Below are 25,737 nucleotides of genomic sequence, written 5' to 3' on the forward strand. Positions count from 1 at the left end.
ATTTCACGGTGCCACTGGCCATCGTGATATCTCCTAGATTTCGCCACCCGCAGCATGCGGTGGCCCGGCCCAGTGTCGTCGCGATCGAAGTGCTGAAGGCCGAAGGGCGGACAGAAGACGAAAGAGAAGTAGCTTTGACCCCCCGCAGATGCGCCTTCCGGCCTTAGAATACAAGGGGCATCAAGGAAAGATCATGCAAACCGGCGATGCGTCGCTGCCTTCAAAGCTGCGCTGCCACATCTTCAGGCACATCGAAGTTATGCGTCACTTCCTGCACATCGTCGTCTTCTTCCAGAAGATCGATCAGCTTCATCAGCTTCTGCGCCGTTTCAAGATCGACCTCGGTCCGCGACTGCGGCCGCCAGACGATCTTCGACTCGGTCGATTCCCCAAGCGCCTTCTCCAGCGCGTCCGAGACGTCGGACAGGTTCTCGACCTTGCAATAGATCCAGTGGCCGTCCTCATCCGACTCCACGTCATCGGCGCCTGCATCAAGTGCCGCCATCATCACGTCGTCCGCCGAGCCCGCGGTCACCGGATAGGAGATCTCTCCCAGCCGGTCAAAGCCGTGCGACACCGATCCGGTCTGCCCCAGGTTCCCGCCCGCCTTGGTGAAATAGCTCCGCACGTTCGATGCCGTCCGGTTCAGGTTGTCCGTGAGCGCCTCGACGATGATCGCGATCCCGTTTGCGCCGTAGCCCTCATAGCGGATTTCGGTGTAGTCCGCCGCATCGCCCATCTGCGATTTCTTGATCGCGCGGTCGATCACGTCCTTCGGCATCGACACCGCCTTCGCGGCCTTGATCGCCAGCCGAAGCCGCGGGTTCATGTCGGGGTCCGGCATGCCCATCTTGGCCGCCACGGTGATTTCCTTTGCGAGCTTCGAGAACATCTTCGAGCGCAGCTTGTCCTGCTTGCCCTTGCGATGCTGGATGTTCGCCCATTTCGAATGGCCTGCCATGATCTTGAACCCCAATCTTCCGGAACCGCCGCTCTATAGAGCGACGGTTCGCGGTGGGCAAGCACCACAGCATCTTCGAAATGTGGTGTGACGGGCGACATTGCCTGACAGGGTACCGACCGTTTACCGGAAGACGGGTTGTTGGAAGGCATTGCCGATGACGCGACCACCAGCCCGGCGCAGCGTCAGAAGCCGCGCGAAGGGGTCGCCGCGTTGCTCGGCAAGGATCAGGCGCCGGACATGAGGACCAAGCACGATGGTCGCGAACAGGACGCCCGCAGCCAGCACCTCGGCATAAAGGGTAATGAACCCCAGATAGCCAAAGCTCTCGGTCAGCGGCTTGGCGACTCCCAGAAAGCTTGCGAAAATCCAGGATACCGACGAGACCGCACCAAGCGCCGCGGCGAAATAGGGCAATGCGCCAAGATCTGTCCCTTCGGAACGCGCAAGTCTGGGAAAGATCACGAAATGCAGAATAAGCCCGTTCAGGGTCAGAACTCCCACAACTGTGAACTTTGCCAGAAGCTTCGGCTTGGTTGCCATGACGGCAGGATCAAATCCGGTATCCACCCAGACCAATAGTGCGCCGGTGACGAAAAGCGCAATTAGCGCCAGGGTCAGATTATGCGCGGTGGCCTGTAATTCCTCAAGATTAAGCCGACGGGACATTAGCAGTCTTATATCCTCGCGCAAGACGAGGCAGATTGCCACCGCGAAGGCGAGAAGATGCGTCAGAATCAGTGCGACACGAAGAAATTCAACAGTCAGCATTTTTCAGCTCCGAATGTTGTTTTTACGGCTCTTTTGCACGGTTTTTAGGCGTGGTCGTTTGCCGAATTCTAAACCGCTACTGGTCCAGACTTAGACGATTCTTGAAAATCCGGAAACCGCATCGGCAGTTCTTCACCCCAATATCGGCAGCTCTTCGCCTTACGCCGGTCGTAGCCTGCCAGCGTGGTCAGGTCATTCTGGACGCTAACACTCATTGCGCATACCGACCGGTTTGTGCCATTCGATGCATGCCAACTATCTGCCAAAGCTCGCTTTTTCGTTGCGGCATCGGCGGCGTGACACCACAACCGTGTCACGCCCCATGGCATCAGTGATCGCCACCCCGGCCATCGGCGGCAAACTGCCCTCCGCCCCAAGTGCGCCAGCGATGCCCGATGCCCTGCACAGGTTTGGGTCAACCGGGCTTCCGCGATCGACCTTTGCGGGCGGTCTTCAGCGCTGCTACAATCAGCATTCGTCTTTGGGTGGTCATCATGAAGAAGTCGCTGATTTACGTGTGCCTGACGCTTGTTGCTTTGCTTGCCGGCTGGATTGGAGGTTCAGTGTTCCCGATTGAATTTTGGCCTCAATCGCGTTGCCACATTATAGGAGGGGCTTTGCGGGGCCTCCCGGGGCCGGGGAAGCCCTTTGAATGCGTCATTCCATGGGATCGTCAGATGGGAAGATCATGCTCAGCGGCAGCTGGATGCCGCTGAACATGAGTTGAAACGGAACCGTCCCTTCAAAGCGGCCAGATCACCGGGATCAGCACGCAGACGACCAGCATCACGATGATGTTCAGCGGTAAGCACACCTGGCGGTCAGGCGTTATCCTCGGTTGCACCAGCCGAATGTTCACCCCGCTCCGCGGACACTCCAGCCGCTATTCCTCCACCGGCGGCGGCGAGACGAAGACCGTGTCGCGCCCCATCGGGTCGGTGATCACCACTTCGGCCATCGGCGGCACCGCACCTTCGGCCCCCAAAGCCTCGGTCAGCCCGGTGAAAAGCTGGCGCAGAATGTTAGGGTTCTCCACCACACTCACCGAATACCCAAACCCCGGCCCGCAGTCGTCAAACCGCCCCGCGCCTCCGGCAGCGGCCCAGTTCGCCCGGCACACCGTCCCGTCGGACAGGACCAGCGTCAGCACCTCATTCGACAGCCGCGCGGCCTGCGGTGCTGGTGCAGTGTCCATCGTCGCGCAACCCGCAAGGGCCAAGGCCAGGATCATCCAGCGCATCGTCGTCTCCCTTCAAAGCGGCCAGAACAGCGGGATCAGCGCGCAGACGACCAGCATCACGATGATGTTCAGCGGCAGCCCGACCTTGGTAAAGTCCGAAAACTTGTACCCCCCTGGCCCGTAGACCATCATGTTGGTCTGGTATCCCACCGGCGTCGCAAAGGCGAGCGTCGCGGAAAACATCACCGCCACGACGAAGGGCCGCGGGTCATGGCCCAGCTTCTCGGCCAGCTCGATCGCGATCGGCGTGTAGATCACCGCAACCGCGTTGTTCGACAGGAACTCGGTCAGGACAAGCCCGATGAAATAGACCGCCAGGATCAGCGCGAAGGGCTGAAGCCCCTGCATCCAGGGTGCCACGCCCCCGACGATCATCTCGACCGCGCCGGACTGGTCCAGCCCCTGGCCCACCGCCAGCATGGCGAAGATCATCGCCAGCAACCGCCCGTCGACAAAGCCGAACGCCTCGTCGCTGTCCACGCAATGCGTGATCAGGATCACCGCCACGGCGATCAGCGCCAGCGGCAGGATCGGCGCCACGTCAAAGGCCGAAAGCACGACGATCAACCCGATTGCCGCCAACGCGATCGGCGCCTTCGCCCGCCGATAGGCCATGACACGCGGGCGGCTCACATCCACCAGGTCCATATCCGCCGCCAGCTTCTGGATATCCTCGATACCGCCCTCCAGAAGCAGCGTATCGCCCACCCGCACGATCACATCGTCCAGCTGCCGCCCGATGTTCTGGTTCCTCCGGTGCACTGCCAGAACATAGACCCCATAGCGCCGGCGCAGGCGCAGATCGCCCAGCCGCTGGCTCTCCATCCGGCAGCCGGGTCCGATAAGCACCTCGACCGTCTCGGTCTTCACCGACGACAGCTTGTCCACCAGATGCACATCCTTGCGCGCCTGCAGACCCATCAGCTCGGCCATCTCGGTCCGCAGCACCACCCGGTCCCCCGCCTCCAGCCTCGCGGACGCAAGGTCACGCCGCAGCGACACATCGCCCCGCAGCACGTCGATCACCCGCACGCCATCGGGCTTGAAGATGTCGACGTCCAGCACCGGCTGGCCAATCAGCGAGCTTTCCTCGGGCACCGCGACCTCGGTGAAGAACTTCATCTTCCGCCGGTCGTTCAAGAGAACCCCCATCGACTGCCGCACCGGCAGAAGCCTGTCGCCGAAGATCGCCAGGAACAGACCCCCGACAATCGTCACCGCAATCCCCAAGGGAGCAATCTCGAACAGGCTGAAATGTTCCAGCCCCTGATCGACCGCCACCCCGTCGACCAAGAGGTTCGTCGAAGTGCCGATCAGGGTGATCATCCCCCCAAGCACCGTCATATAACTGAGCGGAATCAGCAGCTTCGACGGCGCCGTCCCCAGCTTCACCGCCAGCTGGATGATCACCGGGATCATGACCGCGACCAAAGGCGTGTTGTTCATGAACGCCGAAGCCGTGGCGATCAGCCCGAAGAGGGCCACGATCGTCGTCTTCGGCCTGTCGCCGATATGCCGCTCGGCGACCGAGATGATCATCTCGACCGCCCCGGTCCGCACCAGCCCCCCCATGACCAGAAACAGCATCGCGATGGTCCAGGGCGCGGGGTTCGCAAGGACCGAGGTCGCCTCCTTGATCGGCAGGATCCCCAGCACCAGCATCACCGCCGCTCCGCCGATGGCCGTGACCTCGACCGGGGTGCGCTCCCAGATGAACAGGGCAAACATCACCACAAGGATCGCCATTGCGACCCAAGGCGCTGCCTCGGCAGGAATCGACAAGCCGAACATCAGACCTCTCTCAGTTTCGCGCGCGGCTGCACCAATGCCACACCGGCCAGCATGATCACAAGCGCCAGCCAGATCATGGGCGAAAACCGCTCGCCCAGAAGGAGCATTGCCCACAAAACACCCGACGCGGTCACAAGATAGGAGCATTGCGAAGCAAAGACCGACCCGGCCTTGGACGCGAGCCACACATAGCTTGCGTAGACCAGCGCATGCACCGCCGAAAGGACCACCAGAGCCAGTTCCGCCCCACCCAGCGGCGACGGATCGACCCACTGCCCGGTCACCAGCGCAATCGGCGCGGCCAGCACCATCCCCACGACGGATACGCCAAACATCGCCTGCAACGCATCCATTCCGCCCGTGCTGGCCCGCGCCACGTAATTCACCTCCATCGCGTAGAACAGCGGCCCGATCATCGCGACCATCAGCCAGCCCAGGCTCACCGCCCCGACGCCCGGCCCTGCAGACTCAGGGCTCGCGATCAGCACCACACCCAGAAGCCCCAGCATCAGCCCCCCCAGCCGCATGGGCGAGAACCGGTCCAGCCGCAGGGCCAATGCCAACGGAAACGCCAGCATCGGCACCGTCGAGATCAGGATCGACATGACCCCCGCAGGCAGATGCACCACCGCCGCATAAAAGCTCGCGTTCGGGATGATCGTGCCGATGACGGCAATCACCACGTAGAACGTCAGCGCCGCCTGCGTGAAGACCAGCCCCTTGCGACGCACCGCCGACACGACGCCCAGCACGACGGACCCCACCGCCAGCTGCCAGAAGATCAACCCGAACGGCTGATGCCCCGTGGCCGTCGCGATCTTGCCAAGGGACTGCGTCGATCCCCATCCAACGCCCAGTATCACCAGCACCAGGACGAAGAACCACCGCTGGCTCAAGGCAGCGCCTCTTCCAGCCGCCCGCCCACTCGCACCATCCGAACGCGGCTGGCAAGCCCCGTCTTGTCATCCGTCTCGACAAACACCCCCGACAGCGTCGCCTCGCCCCCAGCAGGCTCGAACCGGCCCTTGGCCATCCCGGTGATGAAACGGCGGAGCGGCTCCAGCTTCTCCATCCCGATCACGCTGTCATAATCGCCGCACATGCCCGCGTCCGACTGGTAGGCCGTGCCCTTGGCCAGGATCATCGCATCGGCAGTCGGCACATGCGTGTGCGTCCCAACAACGAGCGAGGCCATCCCGTCGCACCAATGCCCCATCCCCATCTTCTCGGACGTCGCCTCGGCATGGAAGTCCACCACTGCGGCCTGCACCACCCCGCCCAGCGTATGCGCCTTCAAGACCGCCTCCAGCGCCGAGAACGGATCGTCGAAGGGCCGCTTCATGAACACCTGCCCCAAGGCCTGCGCCACCAGCACACGGCGCCCCTGGGTCGCCTCGAACACCCGTGCCCCCCGGCCCGGCGCCACTTTCGAGAAGTTCAGCGGCCGGATGATCCGCGGCTCCTGTTCGATGAAGCTCAGCATGTCCTTCTGGTCGAAGGCATGGTCGCCCAGCGTCAGACAGTCCGCCCCCGCCGCCAGAAGCTCCTTCGCGTGGTCCCCGGTGATCCCCGCCCCCTGGCTCGCATTCTCGCCGTTCACCACGACGAAATCCAAACCCCAGGCCGCCCGGAGCCCCGGCAGCCGCTCCACCACCGCCGTCCGGCCCGACCGACCGACGACATCGCCAAGGAAAAGCAATCTCATCGCCAAGGGATTAGGCGCGGCTCTTCATACGGGCAAGCGGTTTAGCACTCGCGCGGGAAGATTTTTCTGCGAAAAATCCTTGCTCCCGATCTTCGCAGCCGCCTGAAGAAAATCCGCCCAACAATCAGATTTTTCGCAGAAAAATCGTCGCCCCTCGCACATGGCGCTGTCGTCCGTGTCGTGAGACAGTCCTCAGATGGAAAATCCAGCCCCAGTCACCCTGACCGGCTACCGCCACAGCGTGTGTACCCGCATCGCCCGCATGGCGCTCATCGCCAAGGGCGCGGCTTTCATCGAGGTCGAGGTCAACCCCTTCGCACCACCCCTGCCCGACGGCTACCCCCATCCCTTCGGCCGCGTCCTCGTCCTGTCACATAGTGCCTTCACCCTCTATGAAACCTCCGCGATCACCCGCTACATCGACCTTGCGTTCCCCGGCCCGCCACTTGTCCCGCCGGGTGCAAAGGCCACCGCCCGGATGGCGCAGGTCATCTCCATCGCCGACGCCTATGCCTTCCGCCCGCTCGTCCTTCAAGTCTACGCCCACCGCGTCTTCCGCCCTGCCGAAGGCTTGCCCCCCGACGAAGCGCAGATCAAGACCGGCCTCGCCGCCGCCCCCACCGTCCTCGAGGCGCTTGACGCCATAGCGAACGAAGGCGCAGTTCTGAACGGCACGACCCTCACGCTAGCCGACTGCCACCTCGCCCCGATGATCGCGGCCTTCGACGCCGCGCCCGAAAGCCGCGCAATCCTCGGCCACTATCCGGCCTTGCGAAACTGGTGGGGATGGATCCAAAACGCGCCAAGCTTTGCCGCGTCCGGCCGCAGCCTTCCAGCGCCGACCAACCGCTGAAGCCTCCGATTCGCTCACGAAGGTTAACGCCCGCTTCGTCTTCCGCGCGTAGAGATGGAAAGAAGACGCGAAGAAGATGGAAAGAAGACAGCGATTTTCCTTCAAAATCATTGCATTAACCTCTAGATTGGCACTACCTGTTCCCCAAACCCGCACTCCGCTTTATCACTTCGTTCATGACCACCCTCCCCGCGGCCCTCTCCGACTGGTTCACCGCCAAAGGCTGGTCGCTCCACCCCCACCAACTCGACATGCTCGCCCGGGCCGCTCACCCCGCCACCCTCCTCATCGCCCCGACCGGAGGCGGCAAGACCCTCGCCGGTTTCCTCCCAACCCTCTCCGAACTCGGCACAAATCCACCCCCCGGCCTCCACACCCTCTACATCTCCCCGCTCAAAGCCCTCACCGCCGACATCCGCCGCAACCTCCGCACCCCCATCGAAGGCGCGGCCCTGAACATCCGGGTCGAAGACCGCACCGGCGACACCACCTACACCCAGCGCCGCCGCCAGCGCGCAGACCCGCCCCACATCCTCCTGACCACCCCGGAAAGCCTGGCGCTCCTCCTCAGCTACGAAGACGCCCCCCGCATCTTCCATGGATTACAACGCGTTATCGTCGACGAAATCCACGCTCTCGCCGAATCCAAACGCGGCGACCAACTCACCCTCCAACTCGCCCGCCTGCAAACCCTGAACCCGAATCTCCGCCGCATCGGCCTCTCCGCCACGGTCGAGAACCCCCCGGCCCTCGCCCGCTTCCTCGCCCCCGACACCAAGATCCTGGAAGCCGACTCCGGCCCCGACCCCGACATTTCCATGCTGGAAACCGACGCCTACCCCCCATGGTCCGGTGGCGGCGGCCGCTACGCGATCCCCGCAATTCTCAACGAAATCAACCGCCACCGCATCACGCTGATCTTCCACAACACCCGCGCGCAGGCCGAGATTTTCTTCCACAACCTCTGGCTAGAAAACACCGAAAGCCTGCCCATCGCCATCCACCACGGCTCCCTCGCCCGCGAACAGCGCGACCGCGTGGAACAAGCGATGGTCGCCGGGGCGCTCAGGGCCGTGGTCTGCACCGGCTCCCTGGACCTCGGCATCGACTGGGGCGATGTCGACCTCGTCATCCAGGTCGGCGCGCCGAAGAACGTGAAACGCCTCGTGCAAAGGATCGGCCGTGCCAACCACCGCTACAACGCCCCCTCCAAGGCCCTGCTCGTCCCCGCCAACCGCTTCGAGGTCGTCGAATGCCAGGCCGCCCTCGACGCCGTCCGCGCTCATACCCTTGACGGCGAACCAAGAGGCCCCGGCCCCCGCGACGTCCTTTGCCAACACATCCTCGCAACCGCCTGTGCGGGCCCTTTCGACGCGGATCAACTCTACCAGGAAGTCATCACCGCCGGACCCTATACCCTTCTGACCAAAGCAGAATTCGACGCCTGCCTCGATTTCGTCGCCACCGGCGGCTACGCGCTGAAAGCCTACGACCGCTGGCAGCGATTAAAGTTAACAAATGGCAAATGGCACCTCCGCGACCCCCGCGCCGCCAGCGTGATCCGCCAGAACCTCGGCACCATCATCGACATCGACACCCTGAAAGTCCGCCTCAAAAACCGCTTCGGCGGCACCCCCCTGGGCGAGGTCGAGGAAGGCTTCGCCTCCTCCCTCACCCAAGGCGACACCTTCCTGATCGGCGGTGAGGTTGTCCGCTATGAGGGCCTCAAGGAACTGACAGTCGAGGTCAGCCGCACCCCCGGCCGCGATCCGAAAGTCGCCGTCTTCAACGGCACCAAATTCGCCACCTCCACGCTCCTCACGGACCGTATTCTTGAAATATTCCAGCAAGATACCTGGCCCGACCTCCCCACCCACACCGCCCAGTGGCTCAGCCTCCAGCGGGAGGTTTCGCGCCTCCCCGACCCCCACGCCCTCCTCCTCGAAAGCTTCCCCCACGACGGTCGCGAGCACCTCACCGTCTACGGCTTCGCAGGCCGCAACGCCCAGCAGACCCTCGGCATCCTCGTCACAAAACAGATGGAATCCCAAGGCCTTGCCCCCCTAGGCTTCGTCGCCACCGACTACGCGACCCTGATCTGGGGCCTCGACCCCGTCACCGACCCCGCCCCCCTTTTCAACCTCGAAACCCTCCGCGACGGCCTCGAAACCTGGCTCTCCGGCAACGCCGTCATGAAACGCACCTTCCGCAACACCGCCGTGATCTCCGGCCTCATCGAACGCTCCCATCAGGGCCGCCGCAAATCCGGCCGCCAGGCCACCTTCTCCTCGGACATCCTCTACGACACCCTCCGGAAATACGACCCCGACCACCTCCTCCTGCAGATCACCCGCGAAGAGGCCCTGCGCGGCCTCATCGACTTCTCCCGGATCGAGACCCTCCTCGCCCGCGTCGGCCCAAGGATCGAGCTGAAGCGCCTCCCCCGCGTCACCCCCCTCGCCGCCCCCCTCTTCTTCGAACCAGGCCGCATCCCGGTCCAGGGCGAAGGCCGCGACCGCCTCGCCGCCAATCAGGCGCAAGCTTTGATGGAAGCCGCTGGCCTCGCCTAAGCATTTGCTCCTTATGAAAATACTCCCGCCGGAGGCGCCCGAGCCGAAGCGCGAAGGCGCGCAGGCGAGACAAAAGACTTGCGCGAAGCGCGCATTATCGTAACCGCCCCTTGCCGCAATCCCTCCGCCGGGGCATTCATCCCTGATGCACCACGCGCTCTTCTTCCACGGCGAAACGCTGCACCTGATGCCCTCGGGCGCGCTCCACTGGCCCGCGCGAAAACTTCTTGCCGTCTCCGACCTCCACCTCGGCAAATCCGAACGCCTCGCCCGCCGAGGCGGATCGCTGCTGCCACCTTATGAGACCCAGGCCACGCTGGAAAAACTCGACCGCGACCTCGAAGCGACGAAGGCGCAATCCATCATCTGCCTCGGCGACAGCTTCGACGACCTAGCTGCCGCCGAGGCGATTGACGAAAGCATCCGCCTCTGGCTCACCCGTCTGATGGCAGGCCGCGATTGGACCTGGATCACCGGCAACCACGACCCCGGTCCGATCGAGATCGGCGGCACCCACCGGGCCGAGCTGAAGCTCCAGCCCTTCACCTTCCGCCACATCGCCGAGGCGCCGGAAAGGGCAGAGATTTCAGGTCACTATCACCCGAAGGCCCGTCTGGCCGGACAGTCGAGACCCTGCTTCCTGGCCGATGCCGCCCGGATGATCCTTCCGGCCTACGGTGTCTATACCGGTGGTCTTCCGGCACACGACAAGGCGCTGACCACCCTCATGGCAGCCGACGCACTTGCCATCCTCACCGGCCCCCGCGTTCTGGCCATCCCGGTGCCACGCTGACCGCGCGCCCCGAATTTTCGCAGAAAATTCGTGGAACTCAGGCCGTCAGGCCTTCCGGCTCGGCCAGCCCATTCGCCCGGCAGCAGGCCGTCAGCGTGTTGGCCAGAAGACAGGCAATCGTCATCGGCCCCACCCCGCCCGGCACCGGAGTGATCGCGCCCGCAACCTTGGCCGCGCTCTCGTAGTGGACGTCGCCCACGAGCTTCGCCTTACCGTCCCGCTCAATCCGGTTGATGCCGACGTCGATCACAGTCGCCCCCGGGCGCACCATATCGCCGGTGATCATCTCGGGACGGCCCACTGCGGCCACAAGGATATCCGCCCGCTTGCAGACCTCGGCCAGGTCCTTCGTCCGCGAATGCGCGATCGTGACCGTGCAGCTATCCCCAAGCAGTAACTGGGCCATCGGCTTGCCTACGATGTTCGACCTGCCCACCACCACCGCGTTCAGCCCCGCCAGCTTCCCATGATGATCCCGCAGCATCATCAGACAGCCCAGCGGCGTGCAGGGCACCATGCTCTTCTGCCCGGTCCCAAGCAGACCAACGTTCGAAATGTGAAACCCATCGACATCCTTCGCCGGGTCGATCCGGTTGATCACCAGTTCGGAGTTCAAATGCCCCGGCAACGGCAATTGCACCAGGATCCCATGCACTGCAGGGTCCGCATTCAACTGATCGATCAGCGCCAGAAGCTCCGCCTCGCCCGTCTCCACAGGCAGCCGATGTTCGAAAGATGCCATTCCAACCTCGACGGTCGAGGCATGCTTGTTCCGGACATAGACCTGCGACGCCGGGTCTTCTCCGACCAGCACAACGGCCAGACCGGGTGTCAGCCCATGCTCCTCGCGAAGCCGCGCCACATGCGCCGCAACCTGCGCCCGCACCGTGGCCGCAAAGGCCTTGCCGTCGATCACCTTGGCCGTCATTCCCTTATCCCTTCCGCAAACTGTCCGGCCCAAGCCGGCTTTCCTCGCGCGCAATCGACCAGTCGATCAGCCGCCGCCAGAGCTTCTCCACCAGATCGGGCGGCAGCCCGTAGGTGTCGGCATGGCGGCGGACGTTCCGCACCACTTCCTCCACCCGCCCATCGATCCGCGCGGGCAGGTCAACCTCGGCCTTGATCTCGGCGGCCCGGTCGATATAGCCCGCCCGCTCGGCGAAGAGGCGCACCAGCTCTTCGTCCAGCCGGTCGATCTCGGCCCGAATCTCAGCCATCGAGGTGCAATCGGCGGGTTTCGGCATCATCAGTCTCCCTTCCAGGCTGCCCTCGTGGATAAGGGGGCGGCCCGGAAAGGGCAATGCGACCTATCAGAACAGCCCCTCGACCTGACCCGCGTCGTTGAGGCGGATCACCTCGGCTGACGGCACCTTGGGCAGGCCCGGCATGGTCATGATCTCGCCGCAGATCGCGACGATGAAGCCCGCCCCGGCGGAAAGCCGCACTTCGCGAACCGGGACGGTGTGGCCGGTCGGCGCACCGCGCACGGTCGGGTCGGTGGTAAAGCTGTACTGGGTCTTCGCCACGCAGATCGGCAGATGGCCGTAGCCAGCCGCTTCCCAAGTCTTCAGCTGATCGCGGATCGATTTGTCGGCGATGACCTCGTCAGCGTGATAGATGCGCTTGGCGATGGTCTGCAGCTTCTGGAAAAGCGGCATGTCGTCGGGGTAAAGCGGCGCAAAGTTCGCCGCACCCGATTCCGCCATCTGTACGACTTTCTTCGCCAGTTCCTCGATCCCAGCAGACCCCTGCGCCCAGTGCTTGCAGAGGATCGCCTCGGCGCCCTGCTCGGTCACATAGGCCTTCACTGCGGCGATCTCGGCATCGGTGTCGGAATAGAAGTGGTTGATCGCCACCACCACCGGCACGCCGAACGACTTCACGTTGCCGATATGGCGGCCAAGGTTCGGGCAGCCCTTCTTCACGGCTTCGACGTTCTCCGCCCCAAGATCGGCCTTCGCCACCCCACCGTTCATCTTCATCGCCCGCACGGTAGCCACGATCACCGCCGCCGCAGGCTTCAGCCCGGCCTTACGGCACTTGATGTCGAAGAACTTCTCCGCCCCGAGGTCCGCCCCGAACCCGGCTTCGGTCACCACATACTCGCCCAGCTTCAGCGCGGTCTTCGTCGCAATCACGCTATTGCAACCATGCGCGATATTCGCAAATGGCCCGCCGTGGACGAAGGCCGGGTTGTTCTCCAGCGTCTGCACCAGATTGGGCTGCATCGCGTCCTTCAGCAGCACCGTCATCGCCCCATCGGCCTTCACATCGCGGGCATAGATCGGCTTCTTGTCGCGGGTATAGGCCACGACGATATCGCCCAGCCGCTTCTGCAAGTCTTCAAGATCATTGGACAAACACAGGATCGCCATGACTTCCGACGCCACCGTGATGTCGAACCCCGTCTGCCGCGGGAAACCGTTCGACACACCGCCCAGCGACACCACGATATCCCGCAAAGCCCGGTCGTTCATGTCCATGACCCGGCGCCAGACCACCCGGCGCTCGTCGATCCCCAACTCGTTGCCCCAGTAGATGTGGTTGTCGATCATCGCCGACAGAAGGTTGTGCGCCGAGGTGATCGCATGGAAATCGCCGGTGAAGTGAAGGTTCATCTCCTCCATCGGCACGACCTGAGCCATCCCGCCCCCAGCCGCCCCGCCCTTCATCCCGAAGTTCGGCCCAAGCGAGGCCTCGCGGATACAGACCACCGCCTTCTTCCCGATCCGGTTCAGCCCGTCGCCCAGACCCACTGTCGTCGTCGTCTTCCCCTCGCCCGCAGGCGTCGGATTGATCGCCGTCACCAGCACCAGCTTCCCGTCCGGGCGGCCCGCCAGCGACTTGATGAACTCCTGCCCGACCTTCGCCTTGTCATGCCCGTAAGGCAGCAGATGCTCCGCCGGGATACCCAGCTTCGCGCCCACCTCCATGATCGGCTTCTTCTTCGCTTCGCGTGCAATTTCGATGTCGGTCTTGAAGGCCATGGATGTCTCCCAAAGGGCGAGATTTTTCTGTTAGCGACGTGATAGCGGGGGAAATGGACGAAGCGACGCCGGATTCCGACCTAAACCCCGCGAAATTCGCCAGCGCCTGTTTCCGATTGGAAACCTGCCGCTCCAATCCAGAGAACCCCGACAATTTGCCTAAAATTGTCATTCATCTTTGCGCAAGTATCCCACGGGAGGTCCGGAGGGTGTGAAACCCTCCGGGGCCGGCCAAGAGCACGCCTCAGGCCCCTTTGCGCGCGGTCTCCAGCTGCGCCCAGACCCGTTGCCTGGGGATATGCAGCGTGACCACATCCCCAAGCCTCAGGGTCCCCTCACGCTCGACCCAGGCCGTCACGCCGCGCTTGCCCTCGGCTGCAGACTTGAACGCCTTGCCCTGCCCCCCAGTTGCCTTGGCCATCGTCACAGCGGGCTCCTGGCACGGCAGGTTTTCCATATCCACAACCAGCGTCACCCCGTCCGGCCCCTGCAGCCGCGACGATGGCGGCACATGGGTGAAATCCGGCAACCCTGCGATCACCACCGAGGCCCCGACCCAGGCCGGATCGATCCGCTCCATCCCCAAGCTCGCGGCGACCTCGGCCATCTCCTCCTCCGAGACGACACACAGCTGCCGCACGTTGCGAATTTCGGTCCCACGCGGATACTGTTTCAGCACCCTGCTGCACGAGGGCCGGGTCAGCCCGGCATGGCTCTCCGGCCCGAACCCGGCAAAGGTCAGGGGCATTTCGGCCACCGGCTCGCCGAAAATCACCAGGTCTTCCACCGGACGGCGCTGCACGCCAAGCCAGGTGACTTTACCGGAAAAGCTGGTGGGGATCAGGGCAGGCATCAGGACCTCAAGCTTCGGGGCGTCACAGCCACTTCTTCCACCGGAAAATCAGCCACGGCACCAGCGCGGAAACCACCATCAGTCCCACGGCCATCGGGTAGCCCCAGAGCCATTTGAGCTCGGGCATGTGAACAAAGTTCATGCCATAGATGCTGGCGATCAGCGTCGGCGGCAGGAAGACGAAGGCCACGACCGAGAATATCTTGATCACGTCCGACTGTCGGATGTTGATCACCCCAAGCGTCGCATCCAAGAGAAACCTGATCTTCGCCGACTGCGTCGCCGCCTCCTCCCGGAGCGACCGGATGTCCTGCGCAAGCGTCCGCGCAAGGGGCCGCTCACCCTCGGTCAGAAGGTGCTGGTCCGGGTGTTCCGAACTGACCGAAAGATACCCCACCACCCGCTGGATCGTGTTCAAGCTTTCGCCAACCTTGCCGTTCAGGTCCTCGGCCCGCCCGATCCTTTGCAGGACCGCACCCAACGTCTCACCCTTGCCCGCCGGACGATGCGCGGCGAAGACCGCCTTCGACAACAGGTCCAGCTTGCGCGCTTCACCCTCCAGAATGTCGGCCAACCGGTCCACGACCGATTCCAAGAGGCCCAGAACGGTAACCACCCCGGTGGCCAGCGCCGTGTCATGCCGGGCGGCCCATTCGGCAAAATGCACCAGCGATCCGGGATGATGATAGTGCACGGTGACCAGCCGGTCGGGGCAGACCACAAAGGTCACCGGGCCGATCTCGGTTTCCCGCGCATCCAGCGTCGCCACGACCTGCGCGGTCAGGAACAAGACGCCGTTCTCACGGTAGATGCGCGAGGAGACCTCGATCTCCTGCATGTCCTCGTGGGTGGGAATGTCGATCCCGAGCGTCGCTTCGACCGCGTCCTCCTCGGCCCCGGTGGGGCAGTCGAGGTCGATCCACAACGCATCGCGCAGATGGTCCTGGGTCAGGTCCATCCGCTCCAGCCGCGCGCCTCTGGACCTGTAGGCCGTGATCATGTCCGCATCCTGTTGCCGTCCGCGCGGAATCCTAGCGGGCGGCCCCGGAAAGCGAAAGGCCCCGCTTCCGCGAGGCCTTGGCTTCGGTCACAAGGGCGCCGGTTCCGGCTCGGTCCCCGGCTTGGGCTGACGCGCCCGGGTCTTGGGGATGGCCGCAATCGAGGCGGTCCCACCGCCCGACGAAGGCTTGTCCGCGTTGTCGTCGCCGCCAAGCGCTTCCCCGGCAATGACCTTGCGAATCTCGTCGCCCGTCAGCGTCTCATACTCCAGAAGGCCCTTGGCCAGACGCTCCCATTCCTCGTTCTTTTCCAGCAGGATGCGGCGCGCGGTCTCATAGCCTTCGTCGATCAGGCGCTTCACTTCCTGCTCGATCAGGCGCTTGGTCTCGGCCGAAACCGAGAAACCCCCGGCGTTGCCCGAATAGCCCTCATGCGCCTCGGCATAGTCGATGTTGCCCACCAGGTCCGACATCCCCCAGCGCAGCACCATCGCGCGGGCCAAGGCGCTCGCCTGCTGGATATCGCCCGAAGGCCCGTTCGACACCGAATCCTCGCCCCACTTGATGATCTCGGCGGCCTTCCCGGCCATGGTCATCGCGATGCGCTGTTCGCACTGGTCGCGGTGCCAATTCAGGCGGTCCATCTCCGGCAGGCTCATCACCATGCCCAAGGCACCCCCGCGCGGGATGATCGTCGCCTTGTAGACCGGGTCGCACTTCGGCAGGCTCATGCCGACGATGGCGTGACCGGATTCGTGGTAGGCGGTCATTTCCTTCTGGTCCTGCGTCAGCACCATGCTGCGACGCTCGGCCCCCATCATCACCTTGTCCTTGGCCGACTCGAAGTCGATCATAGTGACGAACCGCCGCCCCGCCCGCGCCGCCATCAGCGCAGCTTCGTTGACCAGGTTCATCAGGTCCGCACCCGAGAAGCCCGGAGAGCCCCTGGCAATCGTTCGCAGGTCCACATCCGGCCCCAACGGCACCTTCCGCGCGTGGACCGACAGGATCTTCTCGCGGCCCTTGATATCCGGGTTCGGCACATGAATCTGCCGGTCAAAGCGGCCGGGGCGCAAGAGCGCCGGGTCCAGCACGTCCTTCCGGTTCGTGGCCGCGATGATGATCACACCCTCGTTCGCCTCGAACCCGTCCATCTCCACCAGAAGCTGGTTCAGCGTCTGCTCGCGCTCGTCGTTCCCGCCGCCGATCCCGACGCCACGGGCCCGGCCCACAGCGTCGATCTCGTCGATGAAGACGATACACGGAGCGTTCTTCTTCGCCTGCTCGAACATGTCGCGCACACGGGACGCACCGACACCCACGAACATCTCGACGAAGTCCGAGCCCGAGATTGTGAAGAACGGCACACCCGCCTCACCCGCAATCGCGCGCGCCAGCAGCGTCTTACCGGTGCCCGGAGGGCCAACCAGCAGCGCCCCCTTCGGGATCTTGCCGCCAAGGCGCGAGAACTTCTGCGGGTTCCGCAGGAACTCGACGATTTCCTCAAGCTCTTCCTTGGCCTCGTCGATGCCCGCGACATCGTCAAACGTGACGCGCCCCTGCTTTTCGGTCAGCAGTTTCGCACGGGACTTGCCAAAGCCCATGGCTCCACCACGGCCGCCGCCCTGCATCCGGTTCATGAAGTAGATCCAGACGCCGATCAGCAGGATGAACGGCAGGAAGCTCAGCAGCACCGAGACGAAGCCCGACTGCGCCTGGGGCTCGGCCTCGACATCGACGCCCTTTGCAATCAGATCGCGGGTCAGCGCACCCGTCACATCCTCACCCGCCGGCTTGATCGCGACATAGGTCACGTTGTCCTTGCCAGTGACGACAATCCGTTCGCCGTCCAGCACAACCTTGCTGACCTGCCCCGCGTCGACCCGTTCGATGAAGTCCGAATAGCTCAGCGAGCGCGACGACATCGTCGTCTGACTGCCCGAGAACAGTTGAAACAACGCCATTACAAGGATCAGAAGCACGACCCAGAAGGCGATATTGCGTGCGTTACCCAAATCAGGAATCCCCCGAAATGTCCGCAGCCCAAAAGGGGCGCGAACTGCTTGGTGCAAAGATAGTCAGTTTAGCGGCCGGTTCAATGCGATAACAGGAAAGCATGAAATCCTGGCGTGCATGTGGCCGAGCCTGCGCCAAAACCAGCCGAAGGTGCGGCAATCAGGCGATCGTCCTGCCAGACCGCCGGCGTGACCTCAAGCACCTGCCGCGGCAGCCCTCTTGCCCGCCAGTCGGGGCATTGCCGCAAGCCCTCCGCCCCCAGCGCCCGAACCTCGCCTTCCGCCCCCACGACCTGCCAGCGCCCGTCCCACACAGCGCCGACCGGCACCGCCCCGCCCACCGCCCGAGGCTCACGCATCAGCCAGCCTTGCCGAAAGCGGCAGCCTGCCAGCGTCGCATCGCGCCCCTCCGCCATTGCGACGATAAGCCGCTCCAGGTCCGCTGCCCGCGGGCCATACTCCTCCCCAGACAGCCAGCGCACGGCACCCAGGACCAGCTGCCGCCGCACCTCCGCCGGTTCCAGCCCGATGTCGGGATCGATCCGCAGCGCCCCGGCTTCCTCGCGGATCAACCGGCCCGCCGCGGCGACCGCTGCCCGTAAAGCATCCTGCACGGCGGCCAGATGCTCGGCCACCTCAGCCAGACGCTCCGGCGTGATCCCCAGGGGCGCCAGCGCCGCCAGCGCCTTCCGCGCCCGGATGCGGGTGAAGCGCTCATCGTCATTCGTCGGATCGTCGATCCACCCGATCCCCTCGGACCGAAGCCAGTCACGGAGCTCGGCCCGCCCCGCACCCAGCAGCGGACGGCAGAAGCGCAAGCCCCCGTCGTCCCACTCCGCCCGCATGCCGGAAAGCCCCGCGAGCCCCGCCGCGCGACCAAGGCCGATCAGAAAGGTCTCAGCCTGATCGTCGCGGGTGTGCCCCAACGCCACCACACGAACACCCCGTTCCCGCGCCCAGGCCGCGATCAGCGCCATCCGCGCCCGGCGCGCCTGGTCCATCAGGTTGCCCTTGATCTCGCCATGCTCCCAGACCCGCACCGCATGCGGCACGCCCAGGGCCGCGCAAGCCCCGGCCACCGCTGCCGCTTCCGTTGCACTTTCCGGCCGTAGGCAATGGTCCACGGTGACCGCCTCAACCCGGAACCCCGCCCGCAAGGCCAGATGCAAAAGGGCGGTGGAATCCCCACCGCCCGAAAGCGCCACCCCAATCGTTTCCCCAGGCGGCAGGCCTTCGCGGATCAGCTCAACCAGCCGCGCCGCCAGGTCTACTGGCACTGAAGCCCCTGCATTGCCACGGTCGATTGCGTGGCCGCGATGCTGCCGGGGAACCGGGTACCGACCTCGGCCAGCGTCACACAGGCCTCGGGCACCTGACCCAGCGCCGCCAGACCCTCACCCAACTTCAACAGCGCATCGGGCGCGATCGGACCCTGGGGTGCTGCATTGAAGGCGTCCAGATAAGCCCGGGCCGCGTTCGAGGTGTCGCCCAGCTGCTTCAGCGCCTCACCGCGCTGGTAATGCGCCTCGGGGACTAGCGGTCCGCCAGGATAGGATTGGGCATAGGTCGCAAAGAGGTCCGCAGCTCCGCGAAAGTCACCTTGACCGAGCACCTCCTTGGCCCGGTCAAAGTCTGCCTGTTCGCTCACGGCCAGTTCGGCCCCGCCCGTGGTGCCACCCGTGGTTCCACCCGTCCCCGGATCGGTCGCAACGACCGGTGGGGCCGCACCGCCGCCCGCATCCCCGCCCAGCGTCGTCGTCGCGCCAAGAGACGTCGGATCGCAGCCCTCGGTCACTTCGCACAACCGATACTCGATGTCGCCGATCCGGTTGGTGCCATCCGCCACCACCCGGTTCAGTTTCAGCTCCACCTCTTCGGTCCGCGCCGTCAGGCGGGCAAGCTCGGCCTCGATCGTGTCCATCCGCTGCAGCGCATCGCCGCCCGCAGCCCCGCTGGTCGCCGCCCCGGTCGAGACAAGCTCGGCCTTCAGGGCGTTGAACTCGGCCGCAAGGGCCGCAAGCTCGGCGCGGATATCGGCCAGCGTCTGGGTCCGGTCCTGAGCAAAGCCCAGGGTCGGCAGCACGCAAAGGATCAGGACAAGACCAAGCCGCATTGCGTCAGACCCCGGCGCCAGCCGAAAGCACAGTCACCGCCCGGCGGTTCTTGGCATAGCAGGCCTCTTCCGAGCAGACCTCGATCGGGCGTTCCTTGCCATAGCTGATTGTCCGCAGACGGCCCGCGGCCACGCCCTGGCTGATCAGGAAGTTCTGCACCGCCGCCGCCCGGCGCGCGCCGAGGGCAAGGTTGTACTCGCGGGTTCCCTGCTCGTCGGCATGGCCCTCGATGATCGCGGCATACCCTGTATTCGTGTTCAGCCATTGCGCCTGTGCGGCCAGGATCGTGCGGCCTTCCGGCGTCAGGGTCGACTGGTCGACCTGGAACAGCACGCGGTCGCCGACGGTCTGGTTGAAATAGGCAATCGAGGTCGGGTTGTTCGGGTCACCAAGCCCGGTGGTGTCGATCCCTCCGCCTCCGCCACCCGTGCCACCGGCCCCGCCCGCGCCACCGGCACCATAACGGTCGGGGTTGTTGCAGGCCGCCAGTCCCAGGACGGCGATCAGAAGCAGGGATTTCGCAGCAATGGTCATGAGGTTCTTCCTTCTTATTGGCTCGATTGCGGGCACATTAACAGCTTTGCGCCGCCGTGGGAATCCGGCGGCGCGTCACATTTCAAGGCAAAAGCGGCGACCAGGCCGGGTCCGAAGCAGGCCCCTCGGTCGGGATCTGCTTCAGGTTCCGCCCGGTGATATCGACCGACCAAAGCGAGGTCTGCCCGCCCGCCCCGCTCGTCTCGCGGGTGAACATCAAGACGCGCCCGTTCGGCGCCCAGGTCGGGCCTTCGTCCAGGAAGCTTGCCGTCAGAAGCCGCTCCTCGCTGCCATCGGTCCGCATCACGCCGATGTGGAAGCGCCCGGCGTTCTGCTTGGTGAAGGCGATATAGTCACCACGCGGGCTCCAGACCGGGGTGCCATAGCGCCCCTCGCCGCCTGAAATCCGCGTCCCTTCGCCCCCGCCCGCCGACATCACATAGATCTGAGGCGTCCCCGACCGGTCGGACTCGAAAACAATCTGGCTGCCGTCCGGGCTGAAGCTCGGCGCAGTCTCGATCGACGGCGCATTGGTCAGCTGCGATAGCTGCCCCGACCGGATGGCCAGCGCATAGATATCGGTATTCCCGCCCCGCTCCAGACTGAAGACGACCGTTCCCCCGTCAGGCGAAAACCGCGGAGCAAAGGTCATCGTCCCCTCCTGCTCGTCCAGCGTCCGCCGCTCGAGGCTCCCCACGTCCATCAGCGTGATCCGCGGGAAGCCCGTCTCGTAGCTGGTGTAAAGGATCCGGTCCCCCGTCGGCGAAAACCGCGGCGCCAGAACGATGGACGCGCTATCGGTCAGGTAAGCGACATTCGCCCCGTCATAATCCATCACCGCCAGCCGCTTCAGCCGCTGGTTCTTCGGCCCGCTTTCGCTGACGAACACCACGCGGCTGTCGAAATACCCGCCCTCGCCGGTGATCTTCGAATAGATCACGTCGGCCACCTTGTGCGACATCCGCCGCCAGCCATCGGTCGTCCCCGCAAACTGCAGCGCGGCCCCCTCCAGCGTCTGGCCGTTGAAGACGTCATAAGCCCGGAACTTCACGGTGATCCGGTCGCCCGCCACGGAAACCGCGCCCGTCACCAGCACCTGAGCATTGATCGCCTTCCAGTCCTCGAACGCCACCCCGCCGTCAAAGCTGGTCACCCGGCTGATGTAGGCCTCTTCCCCGATATTGCGGAAGAACCCGGTCCCCTCGAGGTCCGAGATGACCACCCGGCTGATCTCGCTCGCATAATCGCCTGCACCACCTTCATCGATGAAGGTCGGCACGGCGATGGGCATCGGCTCGATCACCGGCGACCCGATCACGATCCGCGGCGGGTCCTGCGCCAGAACCGGGCCTGCGCTCATCACCGTCACACCGAGAGCAAGCGCGATCAGGGTTCGGAAGGCTGTCTTCATCACTGTTCTCATCGGCCTCATGCTCCGTTCATTTTGTGTCGTTGCCCGCTCTCGCGGCGGGATCACAGGGGAATTCCTCGGGCGTACGCCCCCTTGAGGCACGGATCATCTCAACACCGTCCCACTGGCATCGAATACCAGATCAAGCACGCGCCAGCTGTCGTATGCTGCCTCGGGAAGCGGAAGTCCGCCGTCGTTGTGCGCTCGGATTATCGCCCGGCGGGCGGATTCAAAAAGCACATCGATGCCAGCTTGCGTGGGACCATCGGCCTCGATCAGTTCGAAATCCGTCGGCTTTCCGTCCGGCGCAAAGCTGACACGCATGATGATCCGGCTCTGCAGTGCGTCGCCCTCGACCGAGCCGAGGTTCCAGTACCGCGCGATCTTTGACCTTACCGCCTGAACATCCTCTGACCTCATCACGTCAGCATCGATCTCGGCAAGCGCGGGCTGACCGAGCACGGACAAGACCAGAGCAAGACGAAGGCCAAACCCCCTCATCTCAGCCTCATCCCATTGGCATCGAAGACAAGGTCAAGCACGCGCCACGTGTCGTACTTGTCTGGAGGCAGTGGAAGTCCGCCGTCCGCATAGGCCCGGTTCACTGCACGCCGGGCGGATTCGTACAGCTTGTCGATCCCTGTCTGGCTTGGCCCTTCCTGCTCCAGAAGCTCGAAATCCGTCGGCTTGCCGTCGGGGGCAAAGCTAACCCGGATCACGATCATCGTGCTCATCGTGTCGGTCGATGCCGCACCCAGGTTCCACTTCCGCGCAATCGCGCTCGAGATGTTGCCCATCTCCCCTCCCGTCAGCGGCTGGCCCTGCGGCAGGTCCTGACCGCCGGTGTCGGCGGCTGTGTCCTCGGAGGCGGGTTCGGTCACCGGCTCATCCGCCGCCTCGTCCAGAAGTGCCGCAATCGCGTCTTCCGTCGACGCATCATCCACCGGCTGCACGTTCAGTTCCGCCGAAGCCTCCGGTGCCGTCTCCTCCACCGGCTCCGCCGCCGCCACCTCCGGCTCAGCTGCACGTTCCGGCCGCGACCTCGGGCGGACCGAGGTCGTCATCCCTGTCTCCGCCGTCTGCTCTTCGGTCGCTTCGGTCTGGGTCACGTCGCCCGTGTCCTCCGCCACCGTCTCTTCGGTCGGCGGCGACTCCTCCACCGGCTCCTCGGCGGGTTCTTCGCTCACCGCAGGCTCGGGCGTGTCCGAGGTCTCGGTCTCGGTCTCCGGCTGCACCGGATCAGGCGCGATGATCTCTTCCGCTTCGGGGGCGGGCTGGATCTCGGTCGACTCCGACTCCAGCGCCTGCTCCTCCTCTGCCTGCGGCGCATCGCTGGGCGGAGGCTCTTCCGGCTCGGGCAGAGGCTCCGGTTCGGGCTCGGGAACCGGCTCTGGTTCCGGCTCAGGTACAGGTTCTGGCTCAGGTACAGGCTCCGGCTCGGGCTCAGGTATGGGCTCGGGCTCAGGTACAGGCTCCACCACCTCCTCGGGCCGGGCCTGTGGCCTGACCAGCGCCGGTTCCTCCGACGGGGTCGCCGTCGCGGCCGCCTGCAGCGCGTCAAACTCGGCGCTTGTCAGGGTGCTCACCTGCATGGACACGACCTCTTGCGTGGGCTTGGCTGGAAACAGCCAGTCCCCGACCAGGACCCACAGGATCAACCCCGCGTGCCCGATCCCGGAAAAGATCGTGCCAGTCTGCATAAGCCTCAGCCGCCCGAGTCCGTGCCAGTTTCAGAGTTGGACGTCCCAGCCGCCCCGAAGCTTGGCCCCTCGGCGTCCGTCACCAGACCAATCTCGTTGAACCCGCCCGCATTCAGCGCCCCCATGACCTGCGCCACCCGCTCATAGGGGATCGAGCCATCCGCCCGCAGGAACACCTTCCGCGAGGTCCGCTCCGCCGCAATCGCCGTCAGCCGCGGGATCATCTCATCATCCTCGATCTCGGTGTTCTGGATCGAAATCCGCCCGTCAGAGGTGATGCTGATCGTCAGCGGCTCTTCCTGTTCCGTCGGCAGCGCGGTCGCCGCCGTCTCCGGCAGTTTGACCGGCACACCCACTGTCAGCATCGGCGCGGCCACCATGAAGATGATCAGCAGCACCAGCATCACGTCGACAAACGGCGTGACGTTGATCTCGGACATCGCCGCCGCCTTGCCACGCCGGTGCCCCCGCCGCCTGCCGCTGCTGCCACCGCTTTTGACGACCCCGGCCCCCATGGCTCAGGCGTCCAGCTGGCGCGACAGGATCGTCGCGAATTCGTCGGCAAAACCTTCGTAGCCGCCCACGATCCGCTCGCTGTCGGAATTGAGCTTGTTGTAGAACACCACCGCCGGAATAGCCGCGATCAGGCCCACACCGGTCGCCAGCAGCGCCTCGGCGATACCCGGCGCCACGACCGCTAGGTTCGTGTTCTGACTAATGGCAATCTGCTCGAACGAGTGCTTGATCCCCCAGACCGTCCCGAAAAGCCCGATGAAGGGCGCCGTCGACCCCGTGGTTGCAAGGAAACTCAAGCCCCGGTTCAAGGCCTCGCTTTCCCGGTTGATCGCCACATCCATCGCCCGGTCGATCCGCGCCTGCGCGCCCGCGATCAGCCCGCCGTCCTGCTTGTGGCTCCGCCGCCATTCCAGCATCCCGGCGGCAAAGATCTTTTCGCTCTGACCTGTCGGGTCCGGCCCGATCTTCTCGAAAAGCTCGTCCAAGGGCTCGCCCGACCAGAACGACCGGTCGAAGACCGATGCTTCGCCCCGCGCCTTCCGGAAGAGGATGTGTTTCTGGATGATGATCGCCCAGCTCCAGAACGACATGATCAGAAGCATCAGCATGACGATTTTCACTGTCAGCGTTGCACGTGCAAAAAGGGCGAACAGGGAGAAATCAATCTCCTGCGCCATCGCAAGGGTGTCCGTTTCCATACGCCTGCTCTTGTTGATCGGGCCGTTTCTCGGCTCCGTTAACGCTGATTCTATCAAGATTGGAGCGGGATTGCCAACACAAGTCTGTGGCCGGCAGGGTTTCGCTACCACATGACGGAAGATGTCATCTTGGGTGGCCCCTCCTCGTTCGACTTCGTCTCCTCGTCGGAACATCGGCGAGGAGTGGACGAAGTCCATCGACGAGCCATCCCGCGTGTCGTGGCCTAATGCACCTGCCCCGCCAGCCGTGCCCGCAGCTCCGCCGGCATCCGGGCTGCATGGCCGTCGTCCGTCAGGCAGACCAGCGTCACGACCGCCACGAACAGCCGCTCCCCGCCCCGCAGGACCACCTGCTCCAGCACCAGCCGCGCCCCGCCCAGCGACTGCAGCGTCGTCTCCACCACCAGATCGTCGCCAAACTTCGCGGGCCGCAGAAAGTCCGCCTCCAACCGCCGGACCGCGAAAACGATCCCTTGCGATGCCCGCAGCGCCATCTGGTCGATCCCAAGCGAAGCGACCCACTCGCTCCGCGCCCGCTCGATGAACTTCAGGTAGTTCGCGTAATAGACGATCCCGGCAAGGTCGGTGTCCTCATAGTAGACGCGTACGGCGTGTTGATGCGGCATGGCCCTCTCCCGCCGCGCTCACCTCGTCATGAGATGATCAGTCCGGCCTCAAGTCGCCCCACGGGGCGCAGCCTGTCATAGACCAGATGAAACACGTAGGCATAGACTGTGTAGACCGCCGTCATGCCAATATTGGCCGCAAGCGCCTGCTCAAGTGCAAAGCCACCCAGAAAGATCAGGATCGGCAAGGTGACCGCAACCACGGTCACTTCATGGCTGATCGCGTGCACCACCCGCCAGCGGTGCGACCGGTCGCTGGCAAGGCGACCCGTCGCTCGCAGGTCTGCCCAGTCGAAGACCGCATTGTGCAAGGGCGACCAGATCATCACCGCCGCAGAAAGTGTGATCATCAGCAGGAAGCCCTCACTGGCAGCGCTGCCGGTGACCAGCATGTAGAGCGGCACGATCATCAGAAGGCCTCCGGTCTCAAATGCAAGCGTCTGGATGAACCGCTCCCGCGGGCTGCGCAAAGACATGGCTGCTCCAAATTCAGTTATGAAATGCCCGAAAACCTGGCGATCCCGGAATGGGGTCTACTGGCCGAACGCCGCAGGCCCGTCAGTTATTCGTTTCTGACATTTCTGTTGGCGGGCCGGGCGCA

At 64.4% G+C, this 25,737-nt stretch carries 25 protein-coding genes; 3 read left to right on the forward strand and 22 right to left on the reverse strand.

All coding sequences use genetic code 11. The features are described 5' to 3' along the window. Positions 1–220: 220 nt before the first annotated feature. The 6 genes from ACRCSW_RS04250 to ACRCSW_RS04275 form a co-directional block, all read right to left on the reverse strand. Entirely contained in the window at positions 221–961 is a 741-nt protein-coding gene (locus ACRCSW_RS04250) for a YebC/PmpR family DNA-binding transcriptional regulator (RefSeq protein WP_438702867.1), read from the reverse strand. 123 nt (positions 962–1,084) lie between these two features. Next, positions 1,085–1,732 carry a hypothetical protein gene (locus ACRCSW_RS04255; RefSeq protein WP_438702869.1) on the reverse strand — a complete coding sequence of 216 codons (648 nt, stop codon included), beginning with the start codon at positions 1,730–1,732 and terminating at the stop codon, positions 1,085–1,087. Between the two features lie 883 nt (positions 1,733–2,615). Then, positions 2,616–2,972 (reverse strand): hypothetical protein, encoded by a 357-nt coding sequence (locus ACRCSW_RS04260; protein WP_438702871.1) that lies wholly within the window; start codon positions 2,970–2,972, stop codon positions 2,616–2,618. A 12-nt stretch (positions 2,973–2,984) separates the two neighbouring features. Continuing rightward, positions 2,985–4,763: an SLC13 family permease gene (locus ACRCSW_RS04265; RefSeq protein WP_438702873.1), complete on the reverse strand. Its 1,779-nt coding sequence runs from the start codon at positions 4,761–4,763 to the stop codon at positions 2,985–2,987. Then, complete coding sequence (locus tag ACRCSW_RS04270; RefSeq protein WP_438702875.1) at positions 4,763–5,659, reverse strand: DMT family transporter; 897 nt, start codon at positions 5,657–5,659, stop codon at positions 4,763–4,765. The genes ACRCSW_RS04265 and ACRCSW_RS04270 overlap by 1 nt, the downstream gene beginning before the upstream one ends. After that, a complete protein-coding gene (locus ACRCSW_RS04275; RefSeq protein ID WP_438702877.1) occupies positions 5,656–6,468 on the reverse strand; it encodes a TIGR00282 family metallophosphoesterase in 813 nt (270 codons plus the stop codon). The genes ACRCSW_RS04270 and ACRCSW_RS04275 overlap by 4 nt, the downstream gene beginning before the upstream one ends. A 196-nt stretch (positions 6,469–6,664) precedes the next feature. Here ACRCSW_RS04275 and ACRCSW_RS04280 point away from each other — a divergent pair, with 196 nt between their 5' ends. The 3 genes from ACRCSW_RS04280 (at position 6,665) to pdeM (ending at position 10,684) form a co-directional block, all read left to right on the forward strand. After that, positions 6,665–7,321, forward strand: a complete 657-nt coding sequence (locus ACRCSW_RS04280; protein WP_438702879.1) for a glutathione S-transferase family protein — start codon at positions 6,665–6,667, stop codon at positions 7,319–7,321. Positions 7,322–7,497: 176 nt separating this feature from the next. Continuing rightward, positions 7,498–9,891, forward strand: a complete 2,394-nt coding sequence (locus tag ACRCSW_RS04285) for a ligase-associated DNA damage response DEXH box helicase (protein ID WP_438702881.1) — start codon at positions 7,498–7,500, stop codon at positions 9,889–9,891. A gap of 142 nt (positions 9,892–10,033) precedes the next feature. Beyond that, positions 10,034–10,684, forward strand: a complete 651-nt coding sequence (pdeM, locus tag ACRCSW_RS04290) for a ligase-associated DNA damage response endonuclease PdeM (protein WP_438702932.1) — start codon at positions 10,034–10,036, stop codon at positions 10,682–10,684. Positions 10,685–10,721: 37 nt separating this feature from the next. Here the strand turns inward: pdeM and folD are convergent, their stop codons facing one another. The 16 genes from folD to ACRCSW_RS04370 all read right to left on the reverse strand — a co-directional run bounded on the left by folD (position 10,722) and on the right by ACRCSW_RS04370 (position 25,612). Further along, positions 10,722–11,612, reverse strand: a complete 891-nt coding sequence (gene folD / locus ACRCSW_RS04295; RefSeq protein WP_438702882.1) for a bifunctional methylenetetrahydrofolate dehydrogenase/methenyltetrahydrofolate cyclohydrolase FolD — start codon at positions 11,610–11,612, stop codon at positions 10,722–10,724. A 4-nt stretch (positions 11,613–11,616) separates the two neighbouring features. Then, positions 11,617–11,928, reverse strand: coding sequence for a chorismate mutase (locus tag ACRCSW_RS04300; RefSeq protein WP_438702933.1), 312 nt, complete (start codon positions 11,926–11,928; stop codon positions 11,617–11,619). Positions 11,929–11,994: 66 nt separating this feature from the next. Next, positions 11,995–13,671 (reverse strand): formate--tetrahydrofolate ligase, encoded by a 1,677-nt coding sequence (locus tag ACRCSW_RS04305; RefSeq protein ID WP_438702883.1) that lies wholly within the window; start codon positions 13,669–13,671, stop codon positions 11,995–11,997. Between the two features lie 244 nt (positions 13,672–13,915). After that, positions 13,916–14,524, reverse strand: coding sequence for an MOSC domain-containing protein (locus ACRCSW_RS04310; protein ID WP_438702885.1), 609 nt, complete (start codon positions 14,522–14,524; stop codon positions 13,916–13,918). 22 nt (positions 14,525–14,546) lie between these two features. Then, positions 14,547–15,524, reverse strand: coding sequence for a magnesium transporter CorA family protein (locus tag ACRCSW_RS04315; protein ID WP_438702886.1), 978 nt, complete (start codon positions 15,522–15,524; stop codon positions 14,547–14,549). A gap of 87 nt (positions 15,525–15,611) precedes the next feature. Beyond that, a complete protein-coding gene (gene ftsH / locus ACRCSW_RS04320) occupies positions 15,612–17,537 on the reverse strand; it encodes an ATP-dependent zinc metalloprotease FtsH (protein WP_438702887.1) in 1,926 nt (641 codons plus the stop codon). A gap of 80 nt (positions 17,538–17,617) precedes the next feature. Then, complete coding sequence (tilS, locus tag ACRCSW_RS04325; protein WP_438702889.1) at positions 17,618–18,814, reverse strand: tRNA lysidine(34) synthetase TilS; 1,197 nt, start codon at positions 18,812–18,814, stop codon at positions 17,618–17,620. Beyond that, a complete protein-coding gene (gene ybgF, locus ACRCSW_RS04330) occupies positions 18,805–19,650 on the reverse strand; it encodes a tol-pal system protein YbgF (RefSeq protein WP_438702891.1) in 846 nt (281 codons plus the stop codon). Before ybgF ends, tilS begins: the two co-directional genes overlap by 10 nt. A gap of 4 nt (positions 19,651–19,654) precedes the next feature. Beyond that, positions 19,655–20,185: a peptidoglycan-associated lipoprotein Pal gene (gene pal, locus ACRCSW_RS04335; RefSeq protein ID WP_438702893.1), complete on the reverse strand. Its 531-nt coding sequence runs from the start codon at positions 20,183–20,185 to the stop codon at positions 19,655–19,657. Positions 20,186–20,267: 82 nt separating this feature from the next. Beyond that, positions 20,268–21,596: a Tol-Pal system beta propeller repeat protein TolB gene (gene tolB, locus ACRCSW_RS04340; RefSeq protein WP_438702895.1), complete on the reverse strand. Its 1,329-nt coding sequence runs from the start codon at positions 21,594–21,596 to the stop codon at positions 20,268–20,270. Between the two features lie 105 nt (positions 21,597–21,701). After that, entirely contained in the window at positions 21,702–22,097 is a 396-nt protein-coding gene (locus ACRCSW_RS04345; protein ID WP_438702896.1) for a hypothetical protein, read from the reverse strand. Next, complete coding sequence (locus tag ACRCSW_RS04350; protein ID WP_438702898.1) at positions 22,094–23,296, reverse strand: hypothetical protein; 1,203 nt, start codon at positions 23,294–23,296, stop codon at positions 22,094–22,096. The genes ACRCSW_RS04345 and ACRCSW_RS04350 overlap by 4 nt, the downstream gene beginning before the upstream one ends. Positions 23,297–23,301: 5 nt before the next feature. Beyond that, the gene (gene tolR, locus ACRCSW_RS04355) at positions 23,302–23,811 is read right to left on the reverse strand and encodes a protein TolR (RefSeq protein ID WP_438702900.1); all 510 of its coding nucleotides are present in this window, start codon (positions 23,809–23,811) and stop codon (positions 23,302–23,304) included. Between the two features lie 3 nt (positions 23,812–23,814). Beyond that, positions 23,815–24,510 (reverse strand): protein TolQ, encoded by a 696-nt coding sequence (gene tolQ / locus ACRCSW_RS04360; protein WP_438702902.1) that lies wholly within the window; start codon positions 24,508–24,510, stop codon positions 23,815–23,817. A 224-nt stretch (positions 24,511–24,734) separates the two neighbouring features. Next, positions 24,735–25,136 carry a tol-pal system-associated acyl-CoA thioesterase gene (ybgC, locus tag ACRCSW_RS04365; protein ID WP_438702904.1) on the reverse strand — a complete coding sequence of 134 codons (402 nt, stop codon included), beginning with the start codon at positions 25,134–25,136 and terminating at the stop codon, positions 24,735–24,737. A 26-nt stretch (positions 25,137–25,162) separates the two neighbouring features. Continuing rightward, entirely contained in the window at positions 25,163–25,612 is a 450-nt protein-coding gene (locus tag ACRCSW_RS04370) for a chlorhexidine efflux transporter (protein WP_438702905.1), read from the reverse strand. Positions 25,613–25,737 lie beyond the last annotated feature (125 nt).

The sequence above is a fragment of the Tabrizicola sp. genome, assembly GCF_051645465.1.
Classification (GTDB): domain Bacteria; phylum Pseudomonadota; class Alphaproteobacteria; order Rhodobacterales; family Rhodobacteraceae; genus Tabrizicola.